The 26,834-nt window shown below is 57.7% G+C and carries 21 protein-coding genes, 2 tRNA genes, 3 rRNA genes and 7 pseudogenes; 11 read left to right on the forward strand and 22 right to left on the reverse strand.

What is annotated here, in order from left to right; all coding sequences use genetic code 11:
• Positions 1–26: 26 nt before the first annotated feature.
• From aroQ to GKE73_RS05565, 8 genes and pseudogenes are all read left to right on the forward strand, one after another.
• The gene (gene aroQ / locus GKE73_RS05535; RefSeq protein ID WP_245393820.1) at positions 27–518 is read left to right on the forward strand and encodes a type II 3-dehydroquinate dehydratase; all 492 of its coding nucleotides are present in this window, start codon (positions 27–29) and stop codon (positions 516–518) included.
• 33 nt (positions 519–551) lie between these two features.
• Positions 552–1,010 carry an acetyl-CoA carboxylase biotin carboxyl carrier protein gene (gene accB / locus GKE73_RS05540; RefSeq protein WP_230369380.1) on the forward strand — a complete coding sequence of 153 codons (459 nt, stop codon included), beginning with the start codon at positions 552–554 and terminating at the stop codon, positions 1,008–1,010.
• Between the two features lie 90 nt (positions 1,011–1,100).
• Positions 1,101–2,460 (forward strand): annotated as a pseudogene (gene accC / locus GKE73_RS05545) (acetyl-CoA carboxylase biotin carboxylase subunit).
• A pseudogene (gene prmA / locus GKE73_RS05550) lies at positions 2,460–3,343 on the forward strand (50S ribosomal protein L11 methyltransferase). The pseudogenes accC and prmA overlap by 1 nt, the downstream one beginning before the upstream one ends.
• A gap of 5 nt (positions 3,344–3,348) precedes the next feature.
• Entirely contained in the window at positions 3,349–4,224 is an 876-nt protein-coding gene (locus GKE73_RS05555; RefSeq protein WP_512698894.1) for an MJ0042-type zinc finger domain-containing protein, read from the forward strand.
• Positions 4,197–4,478 carry a DUF3426 domain-containing protein gene (locus GKE73_RS26890; RefSeq protein WP_512698895.1) on the forward strand — a complete coding sequence of 94 codons (282 nt, stop codon included), beginning with the start codon at positions 4,197–4,199 and terminating at the stop codon, positions 4,476–4,478. Before GKE73_RS05555 ends, GKE73_RS26890 begins: the two co-directional genes overlap by 28 nt.
• 210 nt (positions 4,479–4,688) lie before the next feature.
• A complete protein-coding gene (locus GKE73_RS05560) occupies positions 4,689–4,865 on the forward strand; it encodes a hypothetical protein (RefSeq protein WP_230369381.1) in 177 nt (58 codons plus the stop codon).
• Positions 4,843–5,196 (forward strand): thioredoxin domain-containing protein, encoded by a 354-nt coding sequence (locus tag GKE73_RS05565; protein WP_230369382.1) that lies wholly within the window; start codon positions 4,843–4,845, stop codon positions 5,194–5,196. The genes GKE73_RS05560 and GKE73_RS05565 overlap by 23 nt, the downstream gene beginning before the upstream one ends.
• 93 nt (positions 5,197–5,289) lie before the next feature.
• On the opposite strand, the pseudogene GKE73_RS25360 reads toward GKE73_RS05565, so the two are convergent.
• The 14 genes and pseudogenes from GKE73_RS25360 to GKE73_RS05640 all read right to left on the reverse strand — a co-directional run bounded on the left by GKE73_RS25360 (position 5,290) and on the right by GKE73_RS05640 (position 15,971).
• Positions 5,290–6,295, reverse strand: a pseudogene (locus GKE73_RS25360) (NAD(P)H-dependent glycerol-3-phosphate dehydrogenase).
• A gap of 120 nt (positions 6,296–6,415) precedes the next feature.
• The gene (locus tag GKE73_RS05580) at positions 6,416–6,661 is read right to left on the reverse strand and encodes an SH3 domain-containing protein (RefSeq protein ID WP_230369385.1); all 246 of its coding nucleotides are present in this window, start codon (positions 6,659–6,661) and stop codon (positions 6,416–6,418) included.
• Positions 6,662–6,767: 106 nt separating this feature from the next.
• Positions 6,768–7,220, reverse strand: coding sequence for a protein-export chaperone SecB (gene secB, locus GKE73_RS05585; protein ID WP_230369386.1), 453 nt, complete (start codon positions 7,218–7,220; stop codon positions 6,768–6,770).
• Positions 7,221–7,323: 103 nt separating this feature from the next.
• A complete protein-coding gene (gene grxC, locus GKE73_RS05590; protein WP_230369387.1) occupies positions 7,324–7,581 on the reverse strand; it encodes a glutaredoxin 3 in 258 nt (85 codons plus the stop codon).
• A gap of 88 nt (positions 7,582–7,669) precedes the next feature.
• On the reverse strand, positions 7,670–8,089 hold the full coding sequence (locus GKE73_RS24565) for a D-alanyl-D-alanine carboxypeptidase (protein WP_312854542.1): 420 nt from the start codon (positions 8,087–8,089) through the stop codon (positions 7,670–7,672).
• Positions 7,992–8,807 (reverse strand): annotated as a pseudogene (locus GKE73_RS05600) (D-alanyl-D-alanine carboxypeptidase/D-alanyl-D-alanine-endopeptidase); the annotation flags it as partial. The pseudogene GKE73_RS05600 and the gene GKE73_RS24565, both read right to left, overlap by 98 nt.
• A gap of 248 nt (positions 8,808–9,055) precedes the next feature.
• Positions 9,056–9,718, reverse strand: coding sequence for a helicase-related protein (locus GKE73_RS05605; RefSeq protein ID WP_230369388.1), 663 nt, complete (start codon positions 9,716–9,718; stop codon positions 9,056–9,058).
• A 39-nt stretch (positions 9,719–9,757) separates the two neighbouring features.
• Complete coding sequence (locus GKE73_RS05610; RefSeq protein WP_230369389.1) at positions 9,758–10,156, reverse strand: hypothetical protein; 399 nt, start codon at positions 10,154–10,156, stop codon at positions 9,758–9,760.
• Positions 10,143–10,784 (reverse strand): DEAD/DEAH box helicase, encoded by a 642-nt coding sequence (locus GKE73_RS05615; RefSeq protein WP_230369390.1) that lies wholly within the window; start codon positions 10,782–10,784, stop codon positions 10,143–10,145. Before GKE73_RS05615 ends, GKE73_RS05610 begins: the two co-directional genes overlap by 14 nt.
• The gene (locus tag GKE73_RS05620) at positions 10,723–11,238 is read right to left on the reverse strand and encodes a primosomal protein N' family DNA-binding protein (RefSeq protein ID WP_230369391.1); all 516 of its coding nucleotides are present in this window, start codon (positions 11,236–11,238) and stop codon (positions 10,723–10,725) included. Before GKE73_RS05620 ends, GKE73_RS05615 begins: the two co-directional genes overlap by 62 nt.
• 353 nt (positions 11,239–11,591) lie before the next feature.
• A pseudogene (gene hemE / locus GKE73_RS25365) lies at positions 11,592–12,662 on the reverse strand (uroporphyrinogen decarboxylase).
• A gap of 165 nt (positions 12,663–12,827) precedes the next feature.
• Positions 12,828–14,794: pseudogene (gene parE, locus GKE73_RS05630) on the reverse strand (DNA topoisomerase IV subunit B).
• Entirely contained in the window at positions 14,791–15,270 is a 480-nt protein-coding gene (locus tag GKE73_RS05635) for a DUF2238 domain-containing protein (RefSeq protein WP_280954781.1), read from the reverse strand. Before GKE73_RS05635 ends, parE begins: the two are co-directional and overlap by 4 nt.
• 164 nt (positions 15,271–15,434) lie before the next feature.
• Positions 15,435–15,971 (reverse strand): RNA pyrophosphohydrolase, encoded by a 537-nt coding sequence (locus GKE73_RS05640; RefSeq protein ID WP_230369393.1) that lies wholly within the window; start codon positions 15,969–15,971, stop codon positions 15,435–15,437.
• 373 nt (positions 15,972–16,344) lie between these two features.
• Between GKE73_RS05640 and GKE73_RS05645 the strand changes: the two genes are divergently transcribed.
• The 3 genes from GKE73_RS05645 (at position 16,345) to pssA (ending at position 19,089) form a co-directional block, all read left to right on the forward strand.
• On the forward strand, positions 16,345–17,661 hold the full coding sequence (locus GKE73_RS05645; protein WP_230369394.1) for an NAD(P)/FAD-dependent oxidoreductase: 1,317 nt from the start codon (positions 16,345–16,347) through the stop codon (positions 17,659–17,661).
• A 247-nt stretch (positions 17,662–17,908) separates the two neighbouring features.
• Positions 17,909–18,499 (forward strand): hypothetical protein, encoded by a 591-nt coding sequence (locus tag GKE73_RS05650; RefSeq protein WP_230371405.1) that lies wholly within the window; start codon positions 17,909–17,911, stop codon positions 18,497–18,499.
• A gap of 2 nt (positions 18,500–18,501) precedes the next feature.
• The gene (pssA, locus tag GKE73_RS05655; protein ID WP_230371406.1) at positions 18,502–19,089 is read left to right on the forward strand and encodes a CDP-diacylglycerol--serine O-phosphatidyltransferase; all 588 of its coding nucleotides are present in this window, start codon (positions 18,502–18,504) and stop codon (positions 19,087–19,089) included.
• 213 nt (positions 19,090–19,302) lie between these two features.
• Here the strand turns inward: pssA and rrf are convergent.
• The 8 genes and pseudogenes from rrf to GKE73_RS05695 all read right to left on the reverse strand — a co-directional run bounded on the left by rrf (position 19,303) and on the right by GKE73_RS05695 (position 26,711).
• Positions 19,303–19,417, reverse strand: a 5S ribosomal RNA gene (gene rrf, locus GKE73_RS05660).
• Positions 19,418–19,546: 129 nt separating this feature from the next.
• Positions 19,547–22,434, reverse strand: a 23S ribosomal RNA gene (locus GKE73_RS05665).
• Positions 22,435–22,705: 271 nt separating this feature from the next.
• Positions 22,706–22,781, reverse strand: a tRNA-Ala gene (locus GKE73_RS05670).
• A gap of 11 nt (positions 22,782–22,792) precedes the next feature.
• Positions 22,793–22,869 (reverse strand) — tRNA-Ile (locus GKE73_RS05675).
• Between the two features lie 97 nt (positions 22,870–22,966).
• Positions 22,967–24,504, reverse strand: a 16S ribosomal RNA gene (locus GKE73_RS05680).
• The 16S, 23S and 5S rRNA genes sit together here with 2 tRNA genes alongside, the layout of an rRNA operon.
• 495 nt (positions 24,505–24,999) lie before the next feature.
• Positions 25,000–25,266, reverse strand: a complete 267-nt coding sequence (locus GKE73_RS05685) for a thioredoxin family protein (protein WP_230369395.1) — start codon at positions 25,264–25,266, stop codon at positions 25,000–25,002.
• Between the two features lie 147 nt (positions 25,267–25,413).
• A complete protein-coding gene (locus GKE73_RS05690; protein ID WP_230369396.1) occupies positions 25,414–25,761 on the reverse strand; it encodes a 5-carboxymethyl-2-hydroxymuconate Delta-isomerase in 348 nt (115 codons plus the stop codon).
• Position 25,762: 1 nt separating this feature from the next.
• Positions 25,763–26,711: pseudogene (locus GKE73_RS05695) on the reverse strand (class I SAM-dependent methyltransferase).
• Positions 26,712–26,834 lie beyond the last annotated feature (123 nt).

Genomic DNA, 26,834 nt, shown 5'->3' on the forward strand with positions numbered 1-26,834 from the left:
GCAAAAGCTGGACATCTTGCAGCCAAATGCGGCAAACTCGCGCCCATGATGAAAACAGGAGTCAAGCCTTGACCCGAAAAATCCTTGTGCTGCACGGCCCCAATCTCAACCTGCTCGGAGTTCGGGAACCACAGCACTATGGCCGGGACACGCTTGCTGACATCAACCAGCGCCTGCAACACCGGGCGGCGGCGGCAGGCTTCGAACTGACGGCACTGCAAAGCAATGCAGAGTACGTGCTGGTGGAACGCATCCACCAGTGCCTGCAGGATGGCACGGACTTCATCATCATCAATCCGGCAGCCTTTACCCATACCAGCGTGGCGCTGCGCGATGCGCTTGCCGGAGTAAAGGTACCGTTCATCGAAGTACACCTATCCAACGTCCACGCCCGCGAGCCCTTCCGCCAGCACTCTTATTTTTCCGATCTGGCGGTCGGCGTGATTTGCGGGCTGGGGGCACACGGTTACGAATTGGCACTTGCGCACGCCCTGCGGCATGTCGCAACACAAGCCTGACCACTCAAAGAACATCCCATTCGAAGGATTGACATGGATCTGCGTAAACTCAAGAAACTGATCGACCTCGTCGAAGAATCCGGCATCGCCGAACTCGAAGTGACCGAAGGCGAAGAAAAAGTTCGCATCACGCGCGTAACAGCCGCTAACCAGCTGACCTACGCCCAACCCATGACCGCCCTTCAGGTTCCTGCGGCTGCACCGGCTGCGGCTGCCGCCCCGGCACCGGCTGCCGCCGAAGTGGCACCGGCCGACAACAAGAACGCGCTCAAGTCACCGATGGTAGGCACCTTCTACCGTTCGCCGAGCCCGACCGCCAAAGCCTTTGTCGAAGTGGGCCAAAGCGTCAACGCTTACGATACGCTGTGCATCATCGAAGCGATGAAGCTGATGAACGAGATCGAAGCCGACCGTTCCGGCGTCGTCAAGGCCATTCTGGTCGACGATGGCCAGCCTGTGGAATTTGGCGAACCGTTGTTCATCATCGAGTAAGTCCCAATATCGAGAAACGTGAAATGGGAAAAGTGTCCGGCCCAGCCCCACTTTTCACGTTTCACGTTTCGCTTTTTACGGGTGTATCCCATGTTTGAAAAAATCCTCATCGCCAACCGCGGAGAGATTGCCCTGCGTATTCAGCGGGCCTGCCGTGAAATGGGCATCAAGACCGTGGTCGTTCATTCCGAAGCCGACCGTGAAGCCAAATACGTCAAGCTGGCGGATGAATCGGTATGTATTGGCCCGGCGCCGTCGATGAAGAGCTACCTCAACGTGCCGAGCACTGATCGCCGCCGCTGAGGTCACGGACGCACAGGCCATCCATCCCGGCTATGGCTTCCTGTCGGAAAACGCCGACTTTGCCGAGCGCGTGGAACAATCTGGCTTCGTGTTTATCGGTCCGCGCCCGGAAACCATTCGTCTGATGGGCGACAAGGTTTCGGCCAAGCAAGCCATGATCGAAGCCGGTGTGCCGTGCGTACCGGGTTCCGATGGCGCGCTGCCGGATGATCCGGCAGAAATCGTCAAGATGGCGAAGAAAATCGGCTTCCCGGTGATCATCAAGGCCGCCGGTGGTGGCGGTGGTCGCGGCATGCGCGTGGTACACACCGAAGGCGCGCTGCTGTCCTCGGTACAAATGACCCGCACCGAAGCCGGTGCCGCCTTTGGCAACCCGACGGTGTACATGGAAAAGTACCTGCAGGAGCCACGCCACATCGAGATTCAGGTGTTGGCCGACGAATACGGCAATGCCATCTATCTGGGTGAACGTGACTGCTCCATGCAGCGCCGTCACCAGAAAATCATTGAAGAAGCACCGGCTCCGGGCATTACCGACGAGCAACGCCAGCGCGTAGGCGAAGCCTGCGCCGCTGCCTGCCGCCGCATTGGTTACCGTGGGGCCGGTACTTTCGAATTCCTGTTCGAAAAAGGCGAGTTCTACTTCATCGAAATGAACACGCGCGTACAGGTGGAACACCCGGTTACCGAGATGATTACCGGTGTCGACATCGTGCAGGAACAGATCCGCATCGCGGCTGGCGAGAAACTGCGCTATCAGCAAAAAGATATCGTCTTGCGTGGCCATGCCATGGAATGCCGTATCAACGCGGAAGATCCGTTCACCTTTGTCCCGAGTCCCGGCAAGATCGACGGCTACCATCCGGCCGGTGGCCCGGGTATCCGTATCGATTCACATATCTACCGGGGTTATACCGTGCCGTCGCACTACGACTCCATGGTGGGCAAGATGATCGCCTACGGCGACACCCGTGAGCAGGCCATGGCCCGCATGCGCGTGGCCCTGTCGGAAATGGTGATCACCGGCATCAAGACCAACATCCCGCTGCATCAGGAACTGTTCATGGATGCAGCCTTCCAACGTGGCTGCACCAGCATCCACTATCTGGAAGAACGGTTGTCCCAGTCTAAAAAGGGTACGGAATAATGGCCCGGCTGCAAGCCACCATTGAAGCCGATTCTGCCGTGGCAGAACGGTTGGCCGACGCCTTGATGGAAGCTGGCGCCCTGTCGTCTTCCATCGAAGACGCCTTGGCACGGAGCAGGAAGAGCCGATTTTCGGTGAGCCCGGCGAGCCGGTAGACCAGCTGTGGCGCCAAAGCCGTCTCGTCGTGCTGTTCGACGAAGCGGCCGATGTTGCCCTGCTGATTGCCGCCGCCGCCAACGCCTGCCAGCTGGCTATCCCGGCCTATACGCAGGAAAAGGTGGAAGAACAGGATTGGGTACGCATGACCCGGGCCCAGTTCGACCCGATCCGCATCTCCGACCGGCTGTGGATTACGCCGACCTGGCACCAGCCATGCGCCCCGGATGCGATCAACCTGCAACTGGACCCGGGCCCGGCATTTGGCACCGGCAGTCACCCCACCACCCGGCTGTGCCTGCAGTGGCTGGACGCCAATATCCGTGGCGGTGAATCGGTACTGGATTACGGCTGCGGCTCCGGCATTCTGGCAATTGCCGCGCTCAAACTGGGAGCGGCCAGTGCCGTGGGCGTGGATATCGATGCACAGGCGGTACGCTCCAGTCTCGACAACGCCAGCCAGAACAACGTGGTGGCGCACTTCTGTCTGCCGGACGCTGATCCCGAGGCCACCTATGATGTCGTCCTCGCCAACATTCTGGCCAATCCGCTGCGCATGCTTGGCAACCTGCTGGCCAGTCATGTAAAAACGGGGGGCAAGATTGTACTCTCCGGTATTCTGGCCGAGCAGGCAGAAGAACTGTCTGCCATCTATACCCAGTGGTTCGAAATGGACGCTCCGGTATTCGATGAGGGCTGGACCCGACTGACAGGAACCCGACGGTAGGCGGTATGACATACACCACACAGTGCCCCAGTTGCCAAACGCGCTTCAAGGTCAATAACCAGCAGCTAGCAGCTGCCAAAGGCTTGGTCCGCTGCGGGCGCTGTGCGCATGTCTTCAATGCCACCGAGCATTTCGTCAGCAGCGAACCACCGGCCGTGGCAGCTGCTCCGGCCCCCGCTGTCGCGGCACCACTGCCCACGCCACCGCAAGCAGCCGCCAGCCCGCTGCCAGCGACCAACAATCCAGCCGATGACTTCGAGCTGGAGCTACCCGATTTTGACCCGCTGGGTCCGTCGGCCGAACCGGTTCCGGCACCCGAGTTCGAGTTGAGCCTGCTCACCGAGCCGCTGGCCATGCCTACGCCGCCGGTCGAAAACCACGACCCGGTAGCCGCCGAGGCAGAGGAATTCCAGCGTGCGCTGGCAGAAGCCATGCAGAACCGGCATGTCAGTGCGCCAATCGGCAACCCGTTTGATGAGCCGTTGCCGACTCCGACGGCAACCGAATTGCCTGAAGACATAGCCACTCGTCAGATCACTGGCAGCGAGCCGATGGCAGAGGCCGTCGCACCGCAACCAGAAGAAATCATCCCCGCACCGGAAGCGCCGCTCGCGCCGGTGGCTGCACCAGAACCGGCAGCCAAAGTCGATGCGGCCAGCGAAAACGCCGTAGACGCGCCGGAAAAGGCAGCACGCTCGGGGCATATGCTGACGATCGTCATCGCTCTGGCCAGCGTGCTCGGTCTGGTCCTGCTGGCAGGCCAACTGGTGATGCTCAACCGTACCCGTATCGCCGCCGAGATTCCGGAAGCCCGTCCGACACTGGAAGCCGCCTGCCGTACCTTTGGCTGCCGGTGGGTTGGCCGACCGATATCGCACTGATCCGCACCGAATGGTCAGAGCTGGCTCAGGTTCCGGAACATCCCAATCTGATTCAGCTATCCGCTACGGCAAAAAATCACGCGCAATACGGTCAGAGCTATCCGATGCTGGAAGTGTCGCTCAAGGATGCCGACGATCAGGTCTTGATCCGCAAGGTCTTTACGCCCAAGGAATACCTGAAGAAGGATGACTTCAAGCTGGAGCACTTTAACGCCAACAGTGAAGTCAAAATCACCATGCGACTGGATGCTTAAGCAAAATCCGTCCCATGGGCTACAGCCTGTACTGGTTCTATCCCTGATCTCATGCCAAACGGCCGGATGGGGCATTCCTCCCGGCCACGGCAATCACAACGTACCCGGGGTTGCCACGGCCATTTCGGCCAACCTGATGCCTTAACCCGCGCAACCGCTTGCATTTCTCTCCCCCTGAGCCACTCTTAGAGAAACCAGAGGAGCATGACAATGAGTAATTTTCAGCTGTTGTATGGTGACGAAGCGTTACAGGTAAGCGGCAACTTCCCGCAAGCGGGCGAGACGCTGCCCAGCTTCATGCTGGTGGATGAGGGCAAACATGATGTTGCGCTGGAGGCCTTTGTTAAGCAAGCCCAAAGTCCTGTTGACGCTGCTCTCGCTGGATGAAGAAGAACATGGCGGCATGCGGCTGCTGCGCGCCACCCGACGCTTTCTGGAGCGCTGGCCACATGTCCAGCTGCTGGTGGTGACAGTGGATTCGCCCTCATCACTGGCGCGTGCCCGGCAAGAACACGGGTTGCCCGGTGTTGCCCTGCTCTCCACCTTGCGCGGACGCGACTTTCACAAGAGCTACGGCGTACTGATCACCGATTACCCGCTCACCGGCTACACCAGCCCGGCAATCTGGCTGGCCGACAGCCGGGACAAGATTCTCTATGCCGAACGCCTGAGCAACACGCTCAATGATTTTGACTTTGAAACCCTGACCAAGCTATAGCCGCCTTGATCTGCGCGTCACCTTATGCCAGAACCAACAAAGCCTCCCATTGGGAGGCTTTGTTGTAGTCAGGCCGTGTTAATCGTACCGTTGTTACAACAGCACGCCACCACCTTCGGATTTGGGCGAGCGGTTGAGCAAACCTTCCACCGCCTGATGCGGATCGTTGCCCTGATACAGCAAGCCGCACACGGCCGCGGTAATCGGCATATCCACTTCCAGCCGCTCGGCCATGGTCAGGACTTCGCGGGCCGTCGGCACACCTTCCGCCACATGCCCCAGTTCCGCCAGAATGGCTTCGACCGATTTGCCTTCGGCCAACTTCAGGCCCACCTGACGATTACGCGACAGCGCGCCGGTACAGGTGAGAATCAGATCGCCCATGCCGGACAAGCCCATCATGGTTTGCTGGCTGGCCCCCAAGGCCATGGCCAGACGGGTGATTTCGGCCAACCCGCGGGTGATCAGTGCCGCACGGGCGTTCATGCCAAAGCCCAGCCCATCGGCCACACCGGTGGCAATCGCCATCACGTTCTTGACCGCACCGCCCACTTCCACGCCCACCAGATCATCGTTGGCGTACAGGCGCAGGCGCGCGCTGTGCAACGTCTTGACCAGATGTCGGGCAAACGCTTCATTATCGGATGCGATGGTCACGGCAGCCGGTAAACCTAATGCCACTTCGCGGGCGAAGCTCGGGCCGGATAACACCCCGCACAGCTGATCCGTTAAGCAACTCTTCCGCCACCACCTGATGTGGCAACAGGCTGGAGCCGGTTTCAAAGCCCTTGCATGCCCACAACAGCGGCGGCAGCGGACGCTCCAGTGCCGTCAGGGCACGCAGGGTTGGCCGAAGCCCGGCAATCGGGGTCACCACCAGAATCAGTTCGGCACCGTCCAGCGCGGTGGATAAATCTGCCGTCAGGCCCAGCCCGTCGGGAAACGGACAATCCGGCAGGTAACGGCGGTTGACGCGCTCGCGCGCCAGCTCTGCGACCTGTTCGGCATCACGTGCCCACAGGGTAACCGTATGGTGTTTGGCAAAGGTGATCGCCAGTGCGCTGCCCCATGCCCCCGCTCCCAGAATAGCCAGTTTCATACCGCGCCTTTTTTACAAGCCCCACAGATCGGCAATGCTGGCATAGTTTGCACTGCCGTCGCGATGACGCACCTTGACCCAACCTGCCTTGGCTTAAGCTCCAGCATTTCCAGTACGCCATCACGCGCGACGGAGAACAGCGTGTGGCCATCCACCGCCGGGGCGTCCTTGACCAAAGCCTGATCCGCCGTCACCAGCAACCAGTGCTGGCGGGACAGCGCCGCCGCAGGAATCCAGTGCGATGGCACCGCTGGCATCACGCACCCGCGCCCACTCTTTTTGCCGTGAGATCACTTCAACCGGATAGTAACGACTGACCACAAACAGCTTGGTCGCCGTCAGTGCCGGTGCCTCATACAGCGCCACGCCGGTTTCCTTGACCGAGCGAAACTCTGGGCAAACGCCGCCGAAGGCAGCAAACCGGCACACAGGGCCAGCAGAGAAAAGAGGCGCGTCATGGCAGCACTCTTAATCAGGCGTTACCGGCTTCGGCCTGGCCTGCACGTTGTTGCATGTACAGCGCCTCGAAGTTGATCGGCGACAGCAGTACCGGCGGGAAGCCGGCACGGTTGATCACGCTGGACACCGCTTCGCGGGCATACGGGAACAGGATGTTGGGGCAGGCGACACCCAGAATCGGGTCGATATCTTCGACCGGGACGTTCTGCACACGGAAGATACCGGCTTGTGCCACTTCCACCAGGAACATGGTTTTTTCCGGCAGTTTGGCGGTGACGGTAACGGTCAGGCTCACTTCAAAGAAACCGTCATCGATCTGGTTGCCGGTGCTGGCGATCTGCATGTCGATTTCAGGCTGTGCTTCTTCCGGGAAGACCTGCGGGGCATGCGGCACTTCCGGGGAGAGGTCCTTCACGTAGATTTTTTCAATGGAGAAAACCGGTTGTACGTCTTGTTGCTCGCTCATGTCGTATCTCGCGTAAGGCTGCCATGGCAGCCGGATTGGAATCAGGATTCAGTCCGCATCATCGCATGAAAAGGCGGGTTCGGACCAGTGACTGCACGCGGCCTCAGTCGGCCAGCAAGATATCCAGTTTACCTGCCCGGTTCAGGGCCAGCAGATCATCACAGCCACCAACGTGCGTGTCGCCAATAAAGATTTGCGGCACGGTACGGCGGCCGGTCAGGCTCATCATCTTGTCGCGTTCGTCCGGTTGCAGATCGATGCGGATTTCCGTGATGGCCTCCACCCCTTTGCTGGCCAGCAACTGCTTGGCACGAATGCAATACGGGCACACGGCGGTGGTATACATGGTGACGGCTTTCATGGCCTTTTTCCTTGCTGAATACAGATGGTTCTTGAACGCCGATTATAGCGTCAAACTTCACTGGCCCCGGATGGCGGTCAGGCCGATGTTAGGGCGCCGCGCTGGCAAAACGCTCGATGACATCGTCCACAACCTGATCCAGCGCCTTGCCCATGGCCAAGGCCCGCGGGCTGTTGACGATGGCCACCAGCGCCAGACGGCGCCCATCCGGCGCCTGCCAGTAACCGGCCAGCGCCTTGACGTTGCTCAGCGTGCCGGTTTTCAGGCGTAGCCGCGGCCCCACGTCCTTGAAACGTTTTTTCAGGGTCCCGTCGGTACTGGCAATCGGCAGGCTGGCGATGAATTCGCCTAACATACGGGCCACGTGCGCTATTGAGCAAGACCTCACCCAGCATGTGCGCCGATACCCGTTCACGCCGCGACAGGCTGTTTGCGCCATTTTCCAGCACCAGCGGTTCGTCGGAGATATGGTTTTCGGCCAACGTGCGCCGCACGGCGTATTCGGCATTGGCGACGGTATCGGGGCTATGGCCGTCTTCGCGCCCCAGTGTCAGGTACAACGCCCGCGCCATGGTGTTGTTGCTGTATTTGTTCATTTCGGCCAACTCAACCGGCAATGGCTCGGATTCGAAGCTGGCCAGCAATCGCGCATTGCTGGGCGCAGCACCGACAGTCACCTCGCGCGGTCCTTGGCCGCCCAGCTCATGCCACAACGCGGTAAATGCCTGACCGGCGTAACCGACGTGATCGAGCACGTTGACAAAGGCCTGCTGGCCATCGCAACGGCGTGGCAGCGTACCGCTGACGCGAATCTGGTTGTCGGCCTCATGAATATGCACATGCTGCCGCACATCGCCGCAGGCCCCTTGCCCGCCGGGCTGCAAGTTGGCCGAAAGTGTCACCCCGGGCAGCGCCGGGTCCAACGCCACACGCGGGCCATTGTCATCGTGATAAAAGTGCAGCCAGGCCACTTTAAGCTGCGTCAGCTGGGTATCGGGATCAACCATGAAGGTTTTGCCGTCATCACCGCCAAATTTCTCGGCCGAGGCGATGCGGCTGAACGCCTGACGATCCAGCACCAGACGACCATCGATCTGCTGGATGCCGCGCCGCCGCAATTCCCGCAACAGCTGCTGCAAGTTGGCATTGGAAAAGCGCGGATCACCACGTCCCAGCCAGTACACATCGCCCTTGAGTACGCCATTTTCCAACGGCGCCGCCGACACCAGATCGGTTTTCCAGCGGTAGGTTGGCCCCAGCCGGTTAAGCGCCGCCCGGAGGTGAGCAGCTTCATGGTAGACGCCGGGTTGACTGGCACATCGGCGCGATGGCTGGTCAGAATCCCGCGCCCCTCGACCGGCGCCGCCCAGAGGGCAATTTCATCCGGCTTGAACCCATGCAAATCCAGCGCACATGCAGGCAAAGCCGCACCCAGCATGCCAAGCGCCAGCAGTTGTCGTATCCATCGTGTCATCTACATCTCCTGCGGGTCGACATCCAGCGACCAGCGTAATCCCTTGCCATGGCGGCGGGCGGCCGCCTCAACCACGGGCAGCAATTGCTCAAGAAAACGGTGCAAGTCAGCGCGCCGCGGCGATTCGAGCATCAATTGTGCCCGCTCGCGGTTGGCCAGCCGCACCATCAGCGCTGGCGCCGGGCCGGACACCAGCACGTTTTCGGCCAACGTTTCGATCTGCTCGCGCACGGCAGTCAGAAACGCCGTTGCCTCGTCCAGCTGTGCGGCATCGGCTCGCAGCAGCGCCTGATACACCGCGGGCGGGAAACCGGCCATCTGCCGTTCGGCCAACAAGGCATCCGCAAAACCATAAAAATCATGTGCCACCAGCGACTGGTATAACGGGTGCTCCGGCCACTGCGTTTGCACCAGTACCAGCCCGGCGGTTTCGGCCCGGCCAGCCCGGCCAGACACCTGCATCAGCTGGGCAAACAAGCGCTCGGAGGCACGGTAATCAGCCGAATACAGCCCGCCATCGGCATTGAGCACCACCACCAATGATAGCGTGCCAAAATCATGCCCCTTGGCGAGCATTTGCGTGCCGACCAGGATATCCACCTCGCCCTGATTGACCTTGCGGTAGATATCGTCCCAGTGCCGCTTTGTGGCGTGTGGTGTCACGGTCGATACGCAACAAGCGCGCTTGCGGCAACAACCGGCTCAACGCCGCTTCCAGCCGCTGCGTGCCCTGCCCCAGCGGCTTGATATCCGGATTGCCACATTCCGGACAAGCGGCACCGCTTGCTCCCAGCCGCAATGGTGGCAACGCAACTTGCGCTCCGGCAGATGCACCACCAGCTTGGTGGAGCAACGCGGGCAGCCACTGGTCCAGCCGCAATCACTGCAGGCCACCACCGGGGCGAATCCTCGCCGGTTGATGAACACCAGGCTCATCTGCCGCCGCGCCAACCGCTGCTGCAACGCCGCAATCACCGGTTCGGCCAACCCGTCGATCAACTTTTGCCGCCGGGTATCCACCAAATGAATCTCCGGCAACCGGGCCGCGCCGTGTGCGCGCTGCGACAACACCAGTTTGCGATAACGGCTAAGCCACCACATTGGCCACCGTTTCCAGACTGGGGGTTGCGCTGCCCAGCAGCACCGGCACGCCCGCCGTACGCGCACGCCACACCGCCAGGTCACGGGCATGGTAGCGTAACCCATCCTGCTGCTTGAACGAGCCATCATGCTCCTCGTCCACCACAATCAGGCCCAGTCGCGGCAACGGCGTAAACACCGACAAGCGGGTGCCAATGACAATATCCGCCTCGCCCTGCCATGCCGCCACCCAGCCTTTGAGGCGCTCTCCATCGGCCAGATTACTGTGCTGTACCACCAGATGCGATGACGGGAAGCGGCGCTCAAAGCGTTCGATCAGCTGCGGAGTCAGGTTGATTTCCGGCACCAACACCAGCACCTGACGCCGCTCGGCCGGGCGCTGACCTATCCATTGCAAGTACACCTCGGTCTTGCCACTGCCCGTTACACCGTGCAACAGCCACGGCTGAAACCCATCGGGTTGTGCCGTTAGCGCCCGCAGCGCCGCCTGTTGTTCGGCATTCAGATCCGGCCCGGGGGTAATCGTCAAGGCAGCAGGCATTGGCTCCACCCGCTCCACCCAACCGCTAGCCAGCCATTCGGCCAACAGCTTGCTGGCTTGTGGCGTCACCTGCCGCGCTTGCGTCAAGGATAACGGCCCCGCTTGCAAGGCCAGCCACAGTGCCAACCGTGCACGTTGCCGGGCCGTTAAGCCTACTCTGTTGCCCGGCAGGGGTCAGCGCCCAGCCACGGTTATCCGGCAGGACCACATCGCGTGGTGCACGCAAGGCAGTGGGCAAGGCGGTAAATAGCGTCTGACCAAGTGGATGGTGGTAATAATCAGCGGCAAACTGCACCATCGCCAGAAAATCGGCAGGTAATGGCGGTACACCCGACAACGGCCGCCCCAACGAACGGAGCTTTGCCGGGTCCAAGTCAGGTTGAGAGGCCAAATTCACCACAACACCGCACAACTGGCGCCCACCAAACGGCACGCACACTCGTTGCCCCACCTCAACGGCGCAAGACGTCAGATAACTGAACGTGCCAAACAGCGGCACATCCACCGCCACCTGCACCTGTCCGGCATCCGTTCGTTCCATGCAATCCCCTTAAAACCCAGCGCCGACAAGGCTTTGCGCCAACTACACACAAAAACTGTGGATAACTTTGTGCACAACCTTGAGGATTACCCGGCAAAATAAGCTGGATCGCCGTTCCCGCTGGATTGCACAAAAATTAATCAAACAAAATTTCTTTTTATTTTCAATGACTTAAAAATATTGCATCAATCTTGCCCAACGCTCTTGACAGGTAAAAGACAACCCGGTAGCGCGTGTGCATAACTTCAGGAACACCACACGCCAAAACTGTCAATCCCCCATGGTTGCCACCAGTCAAAGCAAAACGGCCACTGGAAAACCAATGGCCGCCTCAACAACATCCATGACCGCAATCAGCCGGGCTGATGGTAAGTACGCGACAGGCGATGCACCGCCTCCACCAGCGCGGCGGCATGCTCAGGCTGGGCAAACTGCGAAATGCCATGCCCCAGATTGAAAACGTGGCCCGAGCCATGACCATACGCCGCCAGAATGCGGGAGGCCTCCTGTTCAATCGCGGCAGGCTCGGCAAACAAGGTATTCGGGTCCATGTTCCCCTGCAACGCCACCTTGTCGCCTACCCGAGCACGCGCCTGACCGATATCGGTGGTCCAGTCGAGGCCAATTGCATCGGCTCCGATCGCCGCGATATCTTCCAGCCACTGCCCACCGCCCTTGGTAAACACAATGACCGGCACACGGCGGCCATCTGCTTCACGCTTGAGTCCCGAGACGATCTGCTGCATGTAGGCGAGCGAGAATTCACGATACGCCGCAGGCGTCAACGCACCGCCCCGGTGTATCAAAGATTTGCACGGCCTGAGCGCCAGCATCGATCTGCGCATTCAGATACGCCGTCACGCTCTGCGCGGTAATGCCAAGCACACGGTGCAGCAGCTCCGGCTAAGCTATACAACATCGCCTTGACGTGACGGAAGTCGGCCGAACTGCCGCCTTCGATCATATAACACGCCGGGGTAAACGGGCTGCCGGAAAAACCGATCAGCGGCACACGGCCATCCAGCGCACGGCGAATGCTGGTCACCGCATCAAATACATATTGCAACTTCTCCAGCGGTGCCACGGACAGCGCCTGAATGGCGGCTTCATCACGTAACGGCCGTTCAAACTTGGGACCTTCGCCCTCGGCAAAATACAGCCCCAACCCCATGGCATCCGGCACAGTCAGGATATCGGAGAACAGAATGGCGGCATCCAACGGAAAACGCTCCAGCGGTTGCAACGTCACCTCGGTGGCAAACTCCGGGCTGGTGCACAGGCCCATAAAGCTGCTTAAGCGCGGGCACGCGTGGCACGGTATTCCGGTAAATAACGGCTTACCGGCGCATCATCCAGATCGGGGTATAGTCAACCGGCTGCTTGAGCAGGGCACGCAAAAAAGTGTCGTTCTTGAGCTGGGTCATGATGGCTGAATGTCGGTGAAATTGGCGGGCATTATACCTTGCTTAAGCAAGATGGCGTCCCCGACTTGGATCAAGGTCGCTACTCTGGCAGAGGCATCAGCCGCTCCGCCGCCAGCGCATAAAAAAAGCGGCAAAGGCCGCTTTTCCCTACCAAGGCCAACATCGCTACACGTCAGCCTCGACCTCGTTCCCCTTGGCCTCCATCCAGCTACGACGGCTGGACGCTTCACCCTTGCCCATCAGCATGATGAACATCTCGCGGGTATGCGCCAATTCGCCAGGTCTGACGCGCACCGGGTCAGGCGACGGGTATCCGGGTTCATGGTGGTATCTTTCAGCTGCTCGGGGTTCATTTCACCCAGACCCTTGAAGCGCGAAATACTCCACGCGGTTTCCTTCACCCCTTCACTACGCAAGCGATCCAGAATGGCATCCAGCTCCGCCTCATCCAGCGCATAAATCTTGCGTGGCGGCCGATTCTTGCCTTGCCCCGGCACATCCACACGGAACAGCGGAGGCTGAGCGATGTAGACGTTGCCGTTCTCGATCAGGCGTGGGAAATGGCGGAAAAACAGCGTCAGCAGCAAAACCTGAATATGCGAACCGTCCACATCGGCATCGGAGAGGATGGCGATCTTGCCATAGCGCTGCCCGCTCAGGTCGGGGGTATCGTCCGGGCCATGCGGATCAACCCCGATCGCCACGGAAATATCGTGGATTTCCGCGTTGGAAAACAACTGGTCCCGATCGGTTTCCCAGCTATTGAGCACCTTGCCGCGCAACGGCAGGATAGCCTGATATTCCTTGTCGCGCGCCAGCTTGGCCGAACCACCGGCAGAGTCGCCTTCCACCAGAAACAACTCGTTGCGCTCGATGTCTTCGCTTTCGCAATCGGTCAGCTTGCCCGGCAATACCGCCACGCCGGAGCCTTTCTTTTTCTCGACCTTCTTCACCGATTTGAGACGGCTTTGTGCCTGACGAATCGCCAACTCGGCAATCTTCTTGCCCGCCTCGACGTTCTGACTCAGCCACAATTCAACCGGATCGCGCACCAGGCCGGAAATCAGCTTGAGCGCATCGCGGCTGGTCAGCTTATCCTTGGTCTGGCCCTGAAACTGAGGGTCGAGCACACGGGCCGACAACACAAAACGCACCCGGCTCCACACATCTTCTGCCATCAGCTTGACGCCACGGGGCAGCAAATTGTGATGGTCGACAAATCCCTTCACGGCTTCGAACACGCTGCGCCCGCAGCCCGGCCTCGTGCGTTCCGCCCAGCGGTGTAGGAATCAGGTTGACATAGCTCTCGCCACTGGCACCGTCCTCAAACCAGGCCATTGCCCACTGTGCGCCTTCACCTCGGGCAAACTGTTCATGTTCGTCACCGATAAACGCTTCGCTTAAGCAAAGAGCGGCGCCACCGGCTCATCGCCATTGCACAATTCTGCCAGATAGCTTTTCAACCCTTCCGGATAATGCCAGGACTTCACTTCATCGCCACTGGCTTTCTCCAGCGTCAAGGATACCGACACCCCGGGCAACAGCACCGCCTTGGCACGCAACAAGCGCTCCAGATCAGGCAAGGAATAGCGCGGGCTTTCAAAATAGCGGGCATCCGGCCACACCCGTACCCGGGTGCCGCTGGTACGCGGGCCACATTCGCCAACCTGTGTCAGCGGCTCGATCACATCGCCACCGGAGAAAACTAGCCGGTACACTCCGCCATCGCGCTTCACTTCCACTTCCAGACGGGTCGACAGCGCATTGGTGACACTAACCCCTACGCCATGCAGACCACCGGAAAAGGCGTAGGCACCACCGTCTTTCTTGTTGAACTTGCCACCAGCGTGCAGCCGGGTAAAGACCAACTCGACCACCGGTACATTCTCGGTGGGATGCAAGCCCACGGGAATCCCGCGGCCATCGTCCTCTACGCTGAGGGAACCATCCTGATGCACCGTGACGGCGATCTTGCGGGCATAACCACCCAGAGCCTCATCGGCCGCATTGTCGATCACCTCCTGACAGATGTGGGTCGGGTCGGTGGTCCGGGTATACATGCCCGGGCGTTCTTTCACCGGCTCCAGGCCTTTGAGTACCCGTACCGAAGATTCGTCGTACTGTTGCGTCATGTTGTTTCGAGGCTATCCAGATCAGTATTGGCCAGTTCGGCCAACTGACGGTTGTGACAACGATAAAAGAGGAATTGACTGGCTACCGAGCCGATCAGGGCGCAGAACATATCCCACTGGGTATCCCACGGATCACCCTGCGTGGCAAGAAACGCATCAGCCCCGGCCCCCAGCGCTACGGCTGTCCACCACTCGATCAACTCATACAAGGCGGACAACGCGAGACAGAAACAGGTGGTGAGAAACCCCAGCCAACCGCCGAGCAAGTGCGTACGGCGTGCCAGCACTTCCCGGGCCAGAATAGCCGGAATGGCCCCCTGCGCCAGATGGCCCAGCCGGTCATAATGATTGCGCGCCGGGCCCAAGGCGTCCTGCACCCAGAAGCCCAATGGCACCTGCGCATAGGTGTAGTGCGCCCCCACCAGCAAAATGCAGGCATGTAGCGCCATCATCCATACCGCCAGCTTCCCGGGCAAAGCGCGGCCACAACCACCACACGACCGGCAAACCGATCAGGGCCGGAATCGCTTCCAGCCACCGGTAGGGTAATCATGAGGCCGCACCACCGACCACAGCATGACCAGCAGGGCGCCACAAAATGGCAACCACGGACGAGCGGGTATCTGCACGGTTAACGGCATCAATAGGCTTCCGGCTCATCAGGTTTGGCGCCGACGCGCAGCAAGTAGTCGTCGCGGCTTTCTACCCCTTTGAGAAAGCGCGTCAATTCGGTCAGCGCACGGATATAGACATCGCGCTTGAAGTCGATGACGGCATCCACTGGCGCCCAGTAATCATTCCAGCGCCAGCCATCAAATTCAGGATGATTGGTTGCACGGAGGCACACGTCACATTCCCGCCCCACCAGCTTGAGCAAAAACCAGATCTGTTTTTGTCCCTTGTAACTGCCGCGCCATTCACGTCGCACCCAATTAATGGGGACGTCATAACGCATCCAGTCGCGGGTTCGGCCGAGAATCTTTACGTGCTGCGGCAACAGCCCCACTTCTTCCAGAAGTTCGCGGTACATGGCCGCTTCGGGACTTTCGCCGGGTTTGATGCCTCCTTGCGGAAACTGCCACGAGTGTTCACGCACCCGCTTGCCCCAGAACACCTCATTCTTGCCGTTGATGAGGATGATTCCAACATTGGGGCGGTATCCGTCCCGGTCCAGCATGGAGTAAACCTGCAATTCGTCTAGTTACCGGAATTTTTGCACATTTCGCCAGTGCATGCCATTCGGCCAACCACTAACGGCGCCGCGCCGGGCGGTCGGGCAGGTAATTCAGCGCTCTTGTCATCATGGCTTCAGGCCAGCCTACCAATTAGCAAGCAGGCATCTTGCACCAAGATAAGGCATCGCCATGACACGCCTATCGCCTGTGGAGCGACAACTCATCGTAAGCACATGAAACAAGCGTATAGCGGAAAACATTAGCGACAGCTATCACCATGCCAGCCGAATCGATGCAAAGCACCATGCAGGCCTGTTTCTTGCTGAAGGACACCTTGTCACTGCCGCCCTCACTCAATTTTCAGGGAAGCCGATCATGTCGATGCCAATTGCCCCGCACCTGACCGATTTCAAAGGGTTTCCACTTCATAGCTGGTACTCCGACGAGGCGCGCTTCACCGAGCGCTATCCCTTGCTGCAATCCGCACTGGATGTCGATGTCGCAGTGATTGGAGGAGGATTTACCGGGCTGTCGAGCGCACTAACGTTGGCCGAAAAGGGGCTTAGCGTGGCACTGCTGGAAGGCGCGCTGATCGGCTACGGCGCCTCGGGGCGCAACGGCGGGCAAGTTCTCCACGGATTTGCCGCACCGCAAAGTCAATTACGCAAGCAACTGGGGGAGTCCATGGCACGGCAGTGCTGGGAACTCTCGCTGGCCGGAGTCGATCTCCTGGCCGAGCGCATCACAAAGCACAAAATCGACTGCCACCTGCATTGGGGTTATCTGACCACTGCCAGCACCCCGCATCAGATCGCGCAGCTACAAGGCTGGCAGCAACAACTGGCCGACTATGGCCACAACGACACCCAGTGGCTGGACGAAGCGGAACTAGCACAACACATCCACTCGCCGACCTACCGCGCGGGCTTGTACGATCGCCGTTGCGGTCACATTCAGCCGTTACGCTACGCGCAAGGACTGGCCCGTGCCGCCTCGCAACTGGGCGTCAACATCTTCGAAGCCAGCCCGGCGGTCGCCCTCGAAGAAACCGCACACGCCGTAACCATTCGTACCGCCAGAGGGCTGATTCGTGCCGGTACGGCCATTCTGGCCTGTAATGTCGACATCGGCCGACTTCGGCCAACCCTGCGCCGCCGCTTTGTACCCGTCGCCTCCCACATCATCGCCACCGAACCACTGGGGCAGGAGCATGCCCAGCAACTCCTTCCCGGCAACGCAGCCGTTTGCGACAGCAATCATCTACTGGATTACTTCCGCCTCACGCCCGACCATCGTCTGCTGTTTGGTGGTCGCGCGCATCGCCCGGAGCGGCACGAAAGCTTTGTCATCCAGGAGAGACAACGCAAGCTTGGCAGTATCTTTCCTTCACTGGCTTCCTGCAAAATCGACTACAGCTGGCACGGCTATATCGACATCGGGCTCAACAAGCTGCCGCAATTAGGCCGGGAAGGTTCACGCGTCTATTACGCTCAGGGGTTTGCCGGGCATGGAGTCGCGCTGAGTGGGCTGGCTGGCTGGCTCATCGCCAATGCCATTACCGGCACCTCAAAAGACTTCGATCTATTGGCCGCTTTACCTGAGAGCAGGCTACCGCTGCCACTGGCACTACAGAACAGCCTCGTCCGCTTGGCAACACTGTATTACCGCCTGCGCGACAAGCTTGGACGATGAACAAGTTTCCCGCCAAGACCTCGAACATATCGCCCGCGCGCATTCGGTGGTAGCATGCGTCGATTAAACGTTGCACACCGGTCAGTCATGGCTTTTCTTCTTACGCCTCCATCGCTGGAGCGACTTCCTAAAATCGCTCTGGATGCGGCCGATTTCATCACTCTGAACAGCCCGCTCGAATTCCGTCAAACCTTGCTCAAGGCCATCGCCCGGTGCAGAACAGCGCATTTACATTGCGGCGCTCTATCTGGAAAACGACGAAGCCGGACAGGAAGTTCTGGCGGCACTGTATCAAGCCAAAACCGCACGGCCACAGCTGGACATCCGGATTCTGGTGGACTGGCACCGGGCACAACGCGGACGTATCGGCGAAGCCTCACAAAGCTGTAACGCCCGCTGGTATCAGGCACAACGACAACTGCACAACGTCGATTTGCCTGTTTACGGCATTCCGGTCCAGACCCGCGAACTATTTGGCGTTCTGCACCTGAAAGGCTTCATCGTCGACAACAGCGTACTCTACAGCGGCGCCAGCCTGAACAACGTCTACCTGCACAAACAGGAACGTTACCGCCTCGACCGTTACCATCTCATCCACAACGCAAGGTTGGCCGAAAGCATGGTAAGCTTCATCGCGCGTTACTTCTGTAATGATCCGGCGGTATTCCGTCTCGACCAGCCCGTACCGACCACGCGCAGCATCCGCCATGAAATCCGGCAATTCAGAAACCGGCTCAGCCGTGCCAAGTACACCCTGCCCGGTATCCACGCCAGCCGGGACGAGTTGTCCATCATGCCATTGGCAGGCCGGGCAAAAATAACCCGCTCAATCGCCTGATCATTCAGCTACTCAGCAAGACACGGCAAAAACTCATTATTTGCACCCCTTATTTCAATTTCCCTCTGGCCATCACGCGAGCGATTAACCGCGCTTTGCGTAACGGAGTAGAAATCGAAATCATTATTGGCGACAAAACCGCCAATGACTTCTACATACCCGAATCAGAACCGTTCAAACTGATCGGCGCCTTGCCGTATCTGTACGAAATGAACCTGAGACGCTTTATCAAGAAGCACCAGAAACAGATTACGCAAGGCCAGCTCCACATACGCCTCTGGCAACAGCAAGAGCATACCTACCACCTCAAGGGCATCTGGAGCGATGATCAGTACATCCTCCTGACGGGCAACAATCTCAATCCGCGAGCCTTCCGTCTGGACCTGGAAAACGCCTTGCTCATCCACGATCCCAAAGCAGAACTCAAAGAGCAAAGTCAGCAAGAGCAGCAGCGAATCTGCCAGGACACGCGGTTGATCGAGCATTACCGCGAACTGGAATCCCCGCGTCACTATCCGGTGAAAGTCAGAAAACTGCTCACACGTTTGAGTCGAGTACGCATCGACAGAATGCTCAACCTGATGCTGTAACACCACGTAATCAACGACAAGTATCAGCAAGGAAATAGCCCTCACTGCTCGACACGGGCAGGGACCGCTTGTTCACGGATTAAGACAGGACAGGATGCGGAGCCGGGGACCTTAAGCCAAGGCGCGGCCCGGCCATGGAGCCAGAGGAGAAGGCGCGGTGGCCGGTGTGAAATGCAAGAAGCCCAGCTGATTGAGCTGGGCTTCGTAAGGGGAGTCTGGCGGTGTCCTACTTTCACATGGCGAATGCCACACTATCATCGGCGCTAAGGCGTTTCACGGTCCTGTTCGGGATGGGAAGGCGTGGGACCACCTCGCTATGGCCACCAGACATAAGCTGTCAACAAACTGCAAGAAGCCTTGGGTTGATCTCTCAACCCTGAATTAACTTATGATTTCGGTAATTGATTGCACGTCGCACATTTACAGCCAGCTCGGTTTCCCAAGCCACTCAAATGATAGGATCAAGCCTCACGAGCAATTAGTATCGGTTAGCTTCACGCCTCACAGCGCTTCCACACCCGACCTATCAACGTCCCGGTCTCGAACGACTCTTCAGGAGGGTCAAGCCCTCAGGGAAGTCTCATCTTCAGGCGAGTTTCCCGCTTAGATGCTTTCAGCGGTTATCTCTTCCGAACTTAGCTACCCGGCAATGCCACTGGCGTGACAACCGGTACACCAGAGGTTCGTCCACTCCGGTCCTCTCGTACTAGGAGCAGCCCCCGTCAAACTTCCAACGCCCACTGCAGATAGGGACCAAACTGTCTCACGACGTTTTGAACCCAGCTCACGTACCACTTTAAATGGCGAACAGCCATACCCTTGGGACCGGCTACAGCCCCGGGATGTGATGAGCCGACATCGAGGTGCCAAACTCCGCCGTCGATGTGAACTCTTGGGCGGAATCAGCCTGTTATCCCCGGAGTACCTTTTATCCGTTGAGCGATGGCCCTTCCATTCAGAACCACCGGATCACTATGTCCTGCTTTCGCACCTGCTCGACTTGTCGGTCTCGCAGTTAAGCTACCTTTTGCCATTGCACTATCAGCACGATTTCCGACCGTACCTAGGTAACCTTCGAACTCCTCCGTTACACTTTGGGAGGAGACCGCCCCAGTCAAACTGCCTACCATGCACTGTCCCCGATCCGGATAACGGACCAAAGTTAGAACCTCAAAGGGGTCAGGGTGGTATTTCAAGGTTGGCTCCACCAGAACTAGCGTCCCGGCTTCTAAGCCTCCCACCTATCCTACACAAACCACTTCAAAGTCCAATGCAAAGCTACAGTAAAGGTTCACGGGGTCTTTCCGTCTAGCAGCGGGTAGATTGCATCTTCACAAACACTTCAACTTCGCTGAGTCTCAGGAGGAGACAGTGTGGCCATCGTTACGCCATTCGTGCGGGTCGGAACTTACCCGACAAGGAATTTCGCTACCTTAGGACCGTTATAGTTACGGCCGCCGTTTACCGGGGCTTCGATCAAGAGCTTGCACCCCATCACTTAACCTTCCGGCACCGGGCAGGCGTCACACCCTATACGTCCACTTTCGTGTTGGCAGAGTGCTGTGTTTTTGTTAAACAGTCGCAGCCACCGATTCTCTGCGACCTGTCGTAGCTTCAACCGCAAGGGTTTACACCACAACAGGCATACCTTCTCCCGAAGTTACGGTATCAATTTGCCGAGTTCCTTCTCCTGAGTTCTCTCAAGCGCCTTAGAATTTTCATCCTGCCCACCTGTGTCGGTTTGCGGTACGGTTCTCGTATAGCTGAAGCTTAGTGGCTTTTCCCGGAAGCGTGGTATCAGTCACTTCAGATCCGTAGATCCTCGTTATCACGTCTCGGCCTTAAGGAGAGGCGGATTTGCCTACCTCTCCAGCCTACCGGCTTGAACCAGGGCATCCAACACCGGCTGACCTAACCTTCTCCGTCCCCACATCGCACTATACGAAAGTACGGGAATTTTAACCCGTTTCCCATCGACTACGCTTTTCAGCCTCGCCTTAGGGGCCGACTCACCCTACGCCGATGAACGTTGCGTAGGAAACCTTGGGCTTTCGGCGAGCGGGCTTTTCACCCGCTTTATCGCTACTCATGTCAGCATTCGCACTTCTGATATCTCCAGCATGCCTTACGACACACCTTCACAGACCTACAGAACGCTCCCCTACCACGCACAGTAAACTGTGCATCCGCAGCTTCGGTTATAAGCTTGAGCCCCGTTACATCTTCCGCGCAGGACGACTCGACCAGTGAGCTATTACGCTTTCTTTAAATGATGGCTGCTTCTAAGCCAACATCCGGCTGTCTAGGCCTTCCCACCTCGTTTACCACTTAGCTTATCATTTGGGACCTTAGCTGGCGGTCTGGGTTGTTTCCCTCTTGACGATGGACGTTAGCACCCACCGTCTGTCTCCCATGCTTGCACTTTCCGGTATTCAGAGTTTGCCATGGTTTGGTAAATCGCAATGACCCCCTAGCCATAACAGTGCTTTACCCCCGGAAGTGATACATGAGGCACTACCTAAATAGTTTTCGGGGAGAACCAGCTATCTCCGAGTTTGTTTAGCCTTTCACCCCTATCCACAGCTCATCCCCTAATTTTGCAACATTAGTGGGTTCGGACCTCCAGTGCGTGTTACCGCACCTTCATCCGGCCATGGATAGATCACTCGGTTTCGGGTCTACACCCAGCGACTAAGACGCCCTATTCGGACTCGGTTTCCCTACGCCTCCCCTATTCGGTTAAGCTTGCCACTGAATGTAAGTCGCTGACCCATTATACAAAAGGTACGCAGTCACCCCTTGCGAGGCTCCCACTGTTTGTATGCATCCGGTTTCAGGTTCTATTTCACTCCCCTCCCGGGGTTCTTTTCGCCTTTCCCTCACGGTACTGGTTCACTATCGGTCGATCACGAGTATTTAGCCTTGGAGGATGGTCCCCCCATCTTCGGACAGGATTTCGCGTGTCCCGCCTTACTTTTCGTACACTTAGTTCTTGCCATGGCTTTTCGTCTACGGGACTATCACCCACTACGGTGGCACTTTCCAGAGCCTTCGACTAAGCCAAGTCATAAAGAGTACAGGCTGTTCCGCGTTCGCTCGCCACTACTGACGGAATCTCGGTTGATTTCTTTTCCTCGAGTTACTTAGATGTTTCAGTTCACTCGGTTCGCTTCCACTGACCTATGTATTCAGTCAGGGATACCTATTGCTAGGTGGGTTTCCCCCATTCGGATATCGCGGGATCAAAGCTCTATTGCCAGCTCCCCCGCGCTTTTCGCAGGCTTACACGTCCTTCATCGCCTGTGATCGCCAAGGCATCCACCAGATGCACTTAGTCGCTTGACCCTATCATTTCAGTAACCTGGTTACTTCCACAACAGGCTGTGTTTGTGCGACATGTCACACCGCCCCTTTTGATATGGCGACATGACATCGATACAATCAAATTACCCAAAGTCGACAAGCTTTCCAACGAAGACTTAACTCCGTTTTCCTTCTTGCCGTCTTGTTAATTCGGCTTCTTCAGTTTGTTAAAGATCGAGCGTACGACCTTGCGGTCTGTCAACGCAAACAAAAATTCACCGCCTCTCGACGATGCGCTTTTGTTTGGGCTGAGTGGTGGAGGATGACGGGATCGAACCGACGACCCCCTGCTTGCAAAGCAGGTGCTCTCCCAACTGAGCTAATCCCCCAACAGGTCAAATGGTGGGTCTGGTTGGACTCGAACCAACGACCCCCGCCTTATCAAGACGGTGCTCTAACCAGCTGAGCTACAAACCCAGTTGACGATGGCGTCTCGCCTTCCGGCTAAACTCCATGCCCTTAACTTCCAGAACAACCGATAGGTTGTGAGTACTCGGCTTCCGCCTTTCTCTAGAAAGGAGGTGATCCAGCCGCAGGTTCCCCTACGGCTACCTTGTTACGACTTCACCCCAGTCATGAAGCATACCGTGGTAACCGGACCCCCGAAGGTTATCCTAGCCACTTCTGGTATCCCCCACTCCCATGGTGTGACGGGCGGTGTGTACAAGACCCGGGAACGTATTCACCGCAGCATGCTGATCTGCGATTACTAGCGATTCCGACTTCACGCACTCGAGTTGCAGAGTGCGATCCGGACTACGATCGGTTTTCTGAGATTAGCTCCACCTCGCGGCTTGGCAACCCTCTGTACCGACCATTGTATGACGTGTGAAGCCCTGCTCATAAGGGCCATGAGGACTTGACGTCATCCCCACCTTCCTCCGGTTTGTCACCGGCAGTCTCATTAGAGTGCCCAACTTAATGATGGCAACTAATGACAAGGGTTGCGCTCGTTGCGGGACTTAACCCAACATCTCACGACACGAGCTGACGACAGCCATGCAGCACCTGTGTTACCGCTCCCTTTCGGGCACCCTCTAATCTCTCAGAGGTTCGGTACATGTCAAGAGCAGGTAAGGTTTTTCGCGTTGCATCGAATTAATCCACATCATCCACCGCTTGTGCGGGTCCCCGTCAATTCCTTTGAGTTTTAACCTTGCGGCCGTACTCCCGGGCGGTCAATTTCACGCGTTAGCTACGCTACCAAGGATTCAAACCCCCAACAGCTAATTGACATCGTTTAGGGCGTGGACTACCGGGGTATCTAATCCTGTTTGCTCCCCACGCTTTCGTGCATGAGCGTCAGTATCATCCCGGGGGGCTGCCTTCGCCATCGGTATTCCTCCACATCTCTACGCATTTCACTGCTACACGTGGAATTCTACCCCCCTCTGACGTACTCTAGTCGTGCAGTCTCCAATGCCGTTCCCGGTGTTAAGCCCGGGGCTTTCACATCAGACTTGCACAACCGCCTGCGCACGCTTTACGCCCAGTAATTCCGATTAACGCTCGCACCCTACGTATTACCGCGGCTGCTGGCACGTAGTTAGCCGGTGCTTATTCTTCAGGTACTGTCATCCCCGATCGCTATTAACGACCGGGATTTCCTCCCTGACAAAAGTCCTTTACAACCCGAAGGCCTTCTTCAGACACGCGGCATGGCTGGATCAGGGTTGCCCCCATTGTCCAAAATTCCCCACTGCTGCCTCCCGTAGGAGTCTGGGCCGTGTCTCAGTCCCAGTGTGGCGGATCATCCTCTCAGACCCGCTACGGATCGTCGCCTTGGTAAGCCTTTACCCCACCAACTAGCTAATCCGACGTCGGCCGCTCGAATAACGCGAGGCCCGAAGGTCCCCCGCTTTCCTCCTCAGAGCGTATGCGGTATTAGCACTCCTTTCGAAGCGTTATCCCCCATTACTCGGCACGTTCCGACGCATTACTCACCCGTTCGCCACTCGCCACCAGGAGCAAGCTCCCGTGCTGCCGTTCGACTTGCATGTGTAAAGCATGCCGCCAGCGTTCAATCTGAGCCAGGATCAAACTCTTCAGTTCAATCTCTTAGCAAATTTCTGGCACGCAAGATCAAAGAAATAAAACAAGTATTTCTGTCTCTTGCAGTGCAAGTGTTGGCTTCTACCAAGCACTCACACCTATCGGTTATTCTTTCTGTTAAAGATCGGTGCCAACCGCTTCGTTTCCGTTGCGTCGTCAGCTGAGGAGGCGAACTATACCCACCCCGGCCACACCCGTCAACACCTTTTTGCTAAAAACCCCGAACATTTCCCTGCCGACTGTTCCAAGCCGATAAATTTAAAGAAAAAAATAGGCCCCCTGTGCGGGGGCCCGGAATCGAAAGAAATAAGCTGCGACCAGATTATCATGCAGCTGTTACAAATTTATGTGGGCGCTATTGATGCCGGGCACCAATCTGGTTGAGCCATTACACGGACGGTTGGGCATTTGCAGCCATCTCTGCCTGCACCTTGTTCATGTCCAGATCACGTACAGCCTGGATGAGTTGTTCAAACTGCGTCGCCATCATGGCGCTTAAGCCTGATTGAACACCATCACGCGGTCTTTCAACACAATCAGGGTAGGAATGGAACGAATGCCGAAGTGTGCAGCCAGCTCTTGCTGTTCTTCTGTATTGATTTTGCCGAATACGATATCAGGGTGGTTGGCCGCCGCAGCCTCGAAGGTTGGGCCAAACATTTTGCATGGCCCACACCGGGGTGCCCAGAAATCCAGAATGACGATGCCGTCACGATCGACAGTGTCGTTGAAGGTTTCCGCGGTAACAGTAATGTGCGCCATGACGGCCTTTCTGCCGGGACTACCGGCCTGCATTGAAGATAACGCTATGGATATGCAGGCCAAGGGGGCGCGTTGCAAGCCGACGAGCCGATGGTTTTTACCAATGGCAGTGATTGGCACACGCTAAGGGTTGGCCGAAACACCCACTCAGAGAATGAGTTTGCGATAGCTCTCGCGCTCGATCTGGCGGATTTCCACGCAAAGCTGGGTACCGGCCGGGCCAGTAATATAGTGTGGCAATGTTTCCAGCAGCTGCGCCGACAGTTGCTGGCGCACACTCAGTTCGCGCCCACTGAGGATATAAAGTTGCAGATGCACAAATGGGGCTTTACCCGGTTCGACGCCGGTGAGCCAGTGCTCTCGCTGCACAGCCCGGGTTTTGATGTCACCAACGCTAAACAATCCGGTATCGGCCAATACTCCATTGAGCGCCTGCAAGGTAACGGGGATATCCAGACTCACGCCCGTGCTGTATTCGAGGATCATCTGTGGCATGTCAGGCGCCCTTGTGCTGAATGCGATAGCACTGGTGGATTTTACGGTTACGAAAATCCTCCGGCACCGACTGGTTGCTGATGTCCTGAATGGCGTAATCGTCCAGCAAGCGGTTATCCAGAACAAAACTGCGCAGGTTATTGGAGAAATAAAGCGTGCCGCTTGCCAGCAGTGCCATGGCGTGGTCGATCAGCCATAAGTGGTCACGCTGCACGTCCAGTACATCGCGCATTTTCTTGGAGTTGGAAAACGACGGCGGGTCCATCACGATGAGATCAAACTGGCGACCTTCCTGCACGGCGCCCTCCAGATACTGGAACACATCGGCACGAATCAGCTGATGGCGCGACAGATCGAGTCCATTGAGTTCGAAATTGCGCCGCGCCCAATCCTGATAGGTGTTGGACATGTCGACCGTTTCCGAACTGACGGCACCACCGGCGGCGGCGTAGACGGTAAAGCTGCCGGTGTAGGCAAACAGATTGAGAAATCGCTTACCGGAGGCTTGTGCGCGTACGCGCTTGCGGGTGTTGCGGTGATCAAGAAACAGCCCGGTATCCAGATAGGCGTCCAGATTGACGATGAAACGTTGGCCGAATTCTTCAACGACAAAATCCTTGCCGCCCTGCCCGACTTTTTCGTACTGGCTAATCCCTTTCTGGCGCTAAGCGGTTTTTCAGCGTGACGTGGCCGGGCGGAATTTCCAGCACACTGGCGATAGATTCCACCACGGCATCGACCCAGCCGCGATAGGCCTCGTCCGGCATCTCCCAACCGGTGTCATATTCCTGCAGGTGCACCCGATCCTTATAGATGTCCACGGCAAAAGGGAATTGCGGCACATCGCGGTCATAGGCACGCCAAGCATCCAGCCCCTGCCGACGGGCCCATTTGGAGAAATGTTTGACATTCTTGGCCAGCCGATTAGCAAAGGGAGAGACATCCACCATGACGATTCCTTGAAAACTTTAATGAGACAAACATTTGCCAGCCCAATGGCCTGACAAAAAAATACGCGCCAGTCGCATGGTACTGGCGCGCAGGTATTCGGCCAACCCTGAGGGGCCGAACAC

This window comes from Paludibacterium denitrificans, from assembly GCF_009707705.1.
GTDB classification, from domain to species: Bacteria; Pseudomonadota; Gammaproteobacteria; order Burkholderiales; family Chromobacteriaceae; genus Paludibacterium_A; species Paludibacterium_A denitrificans.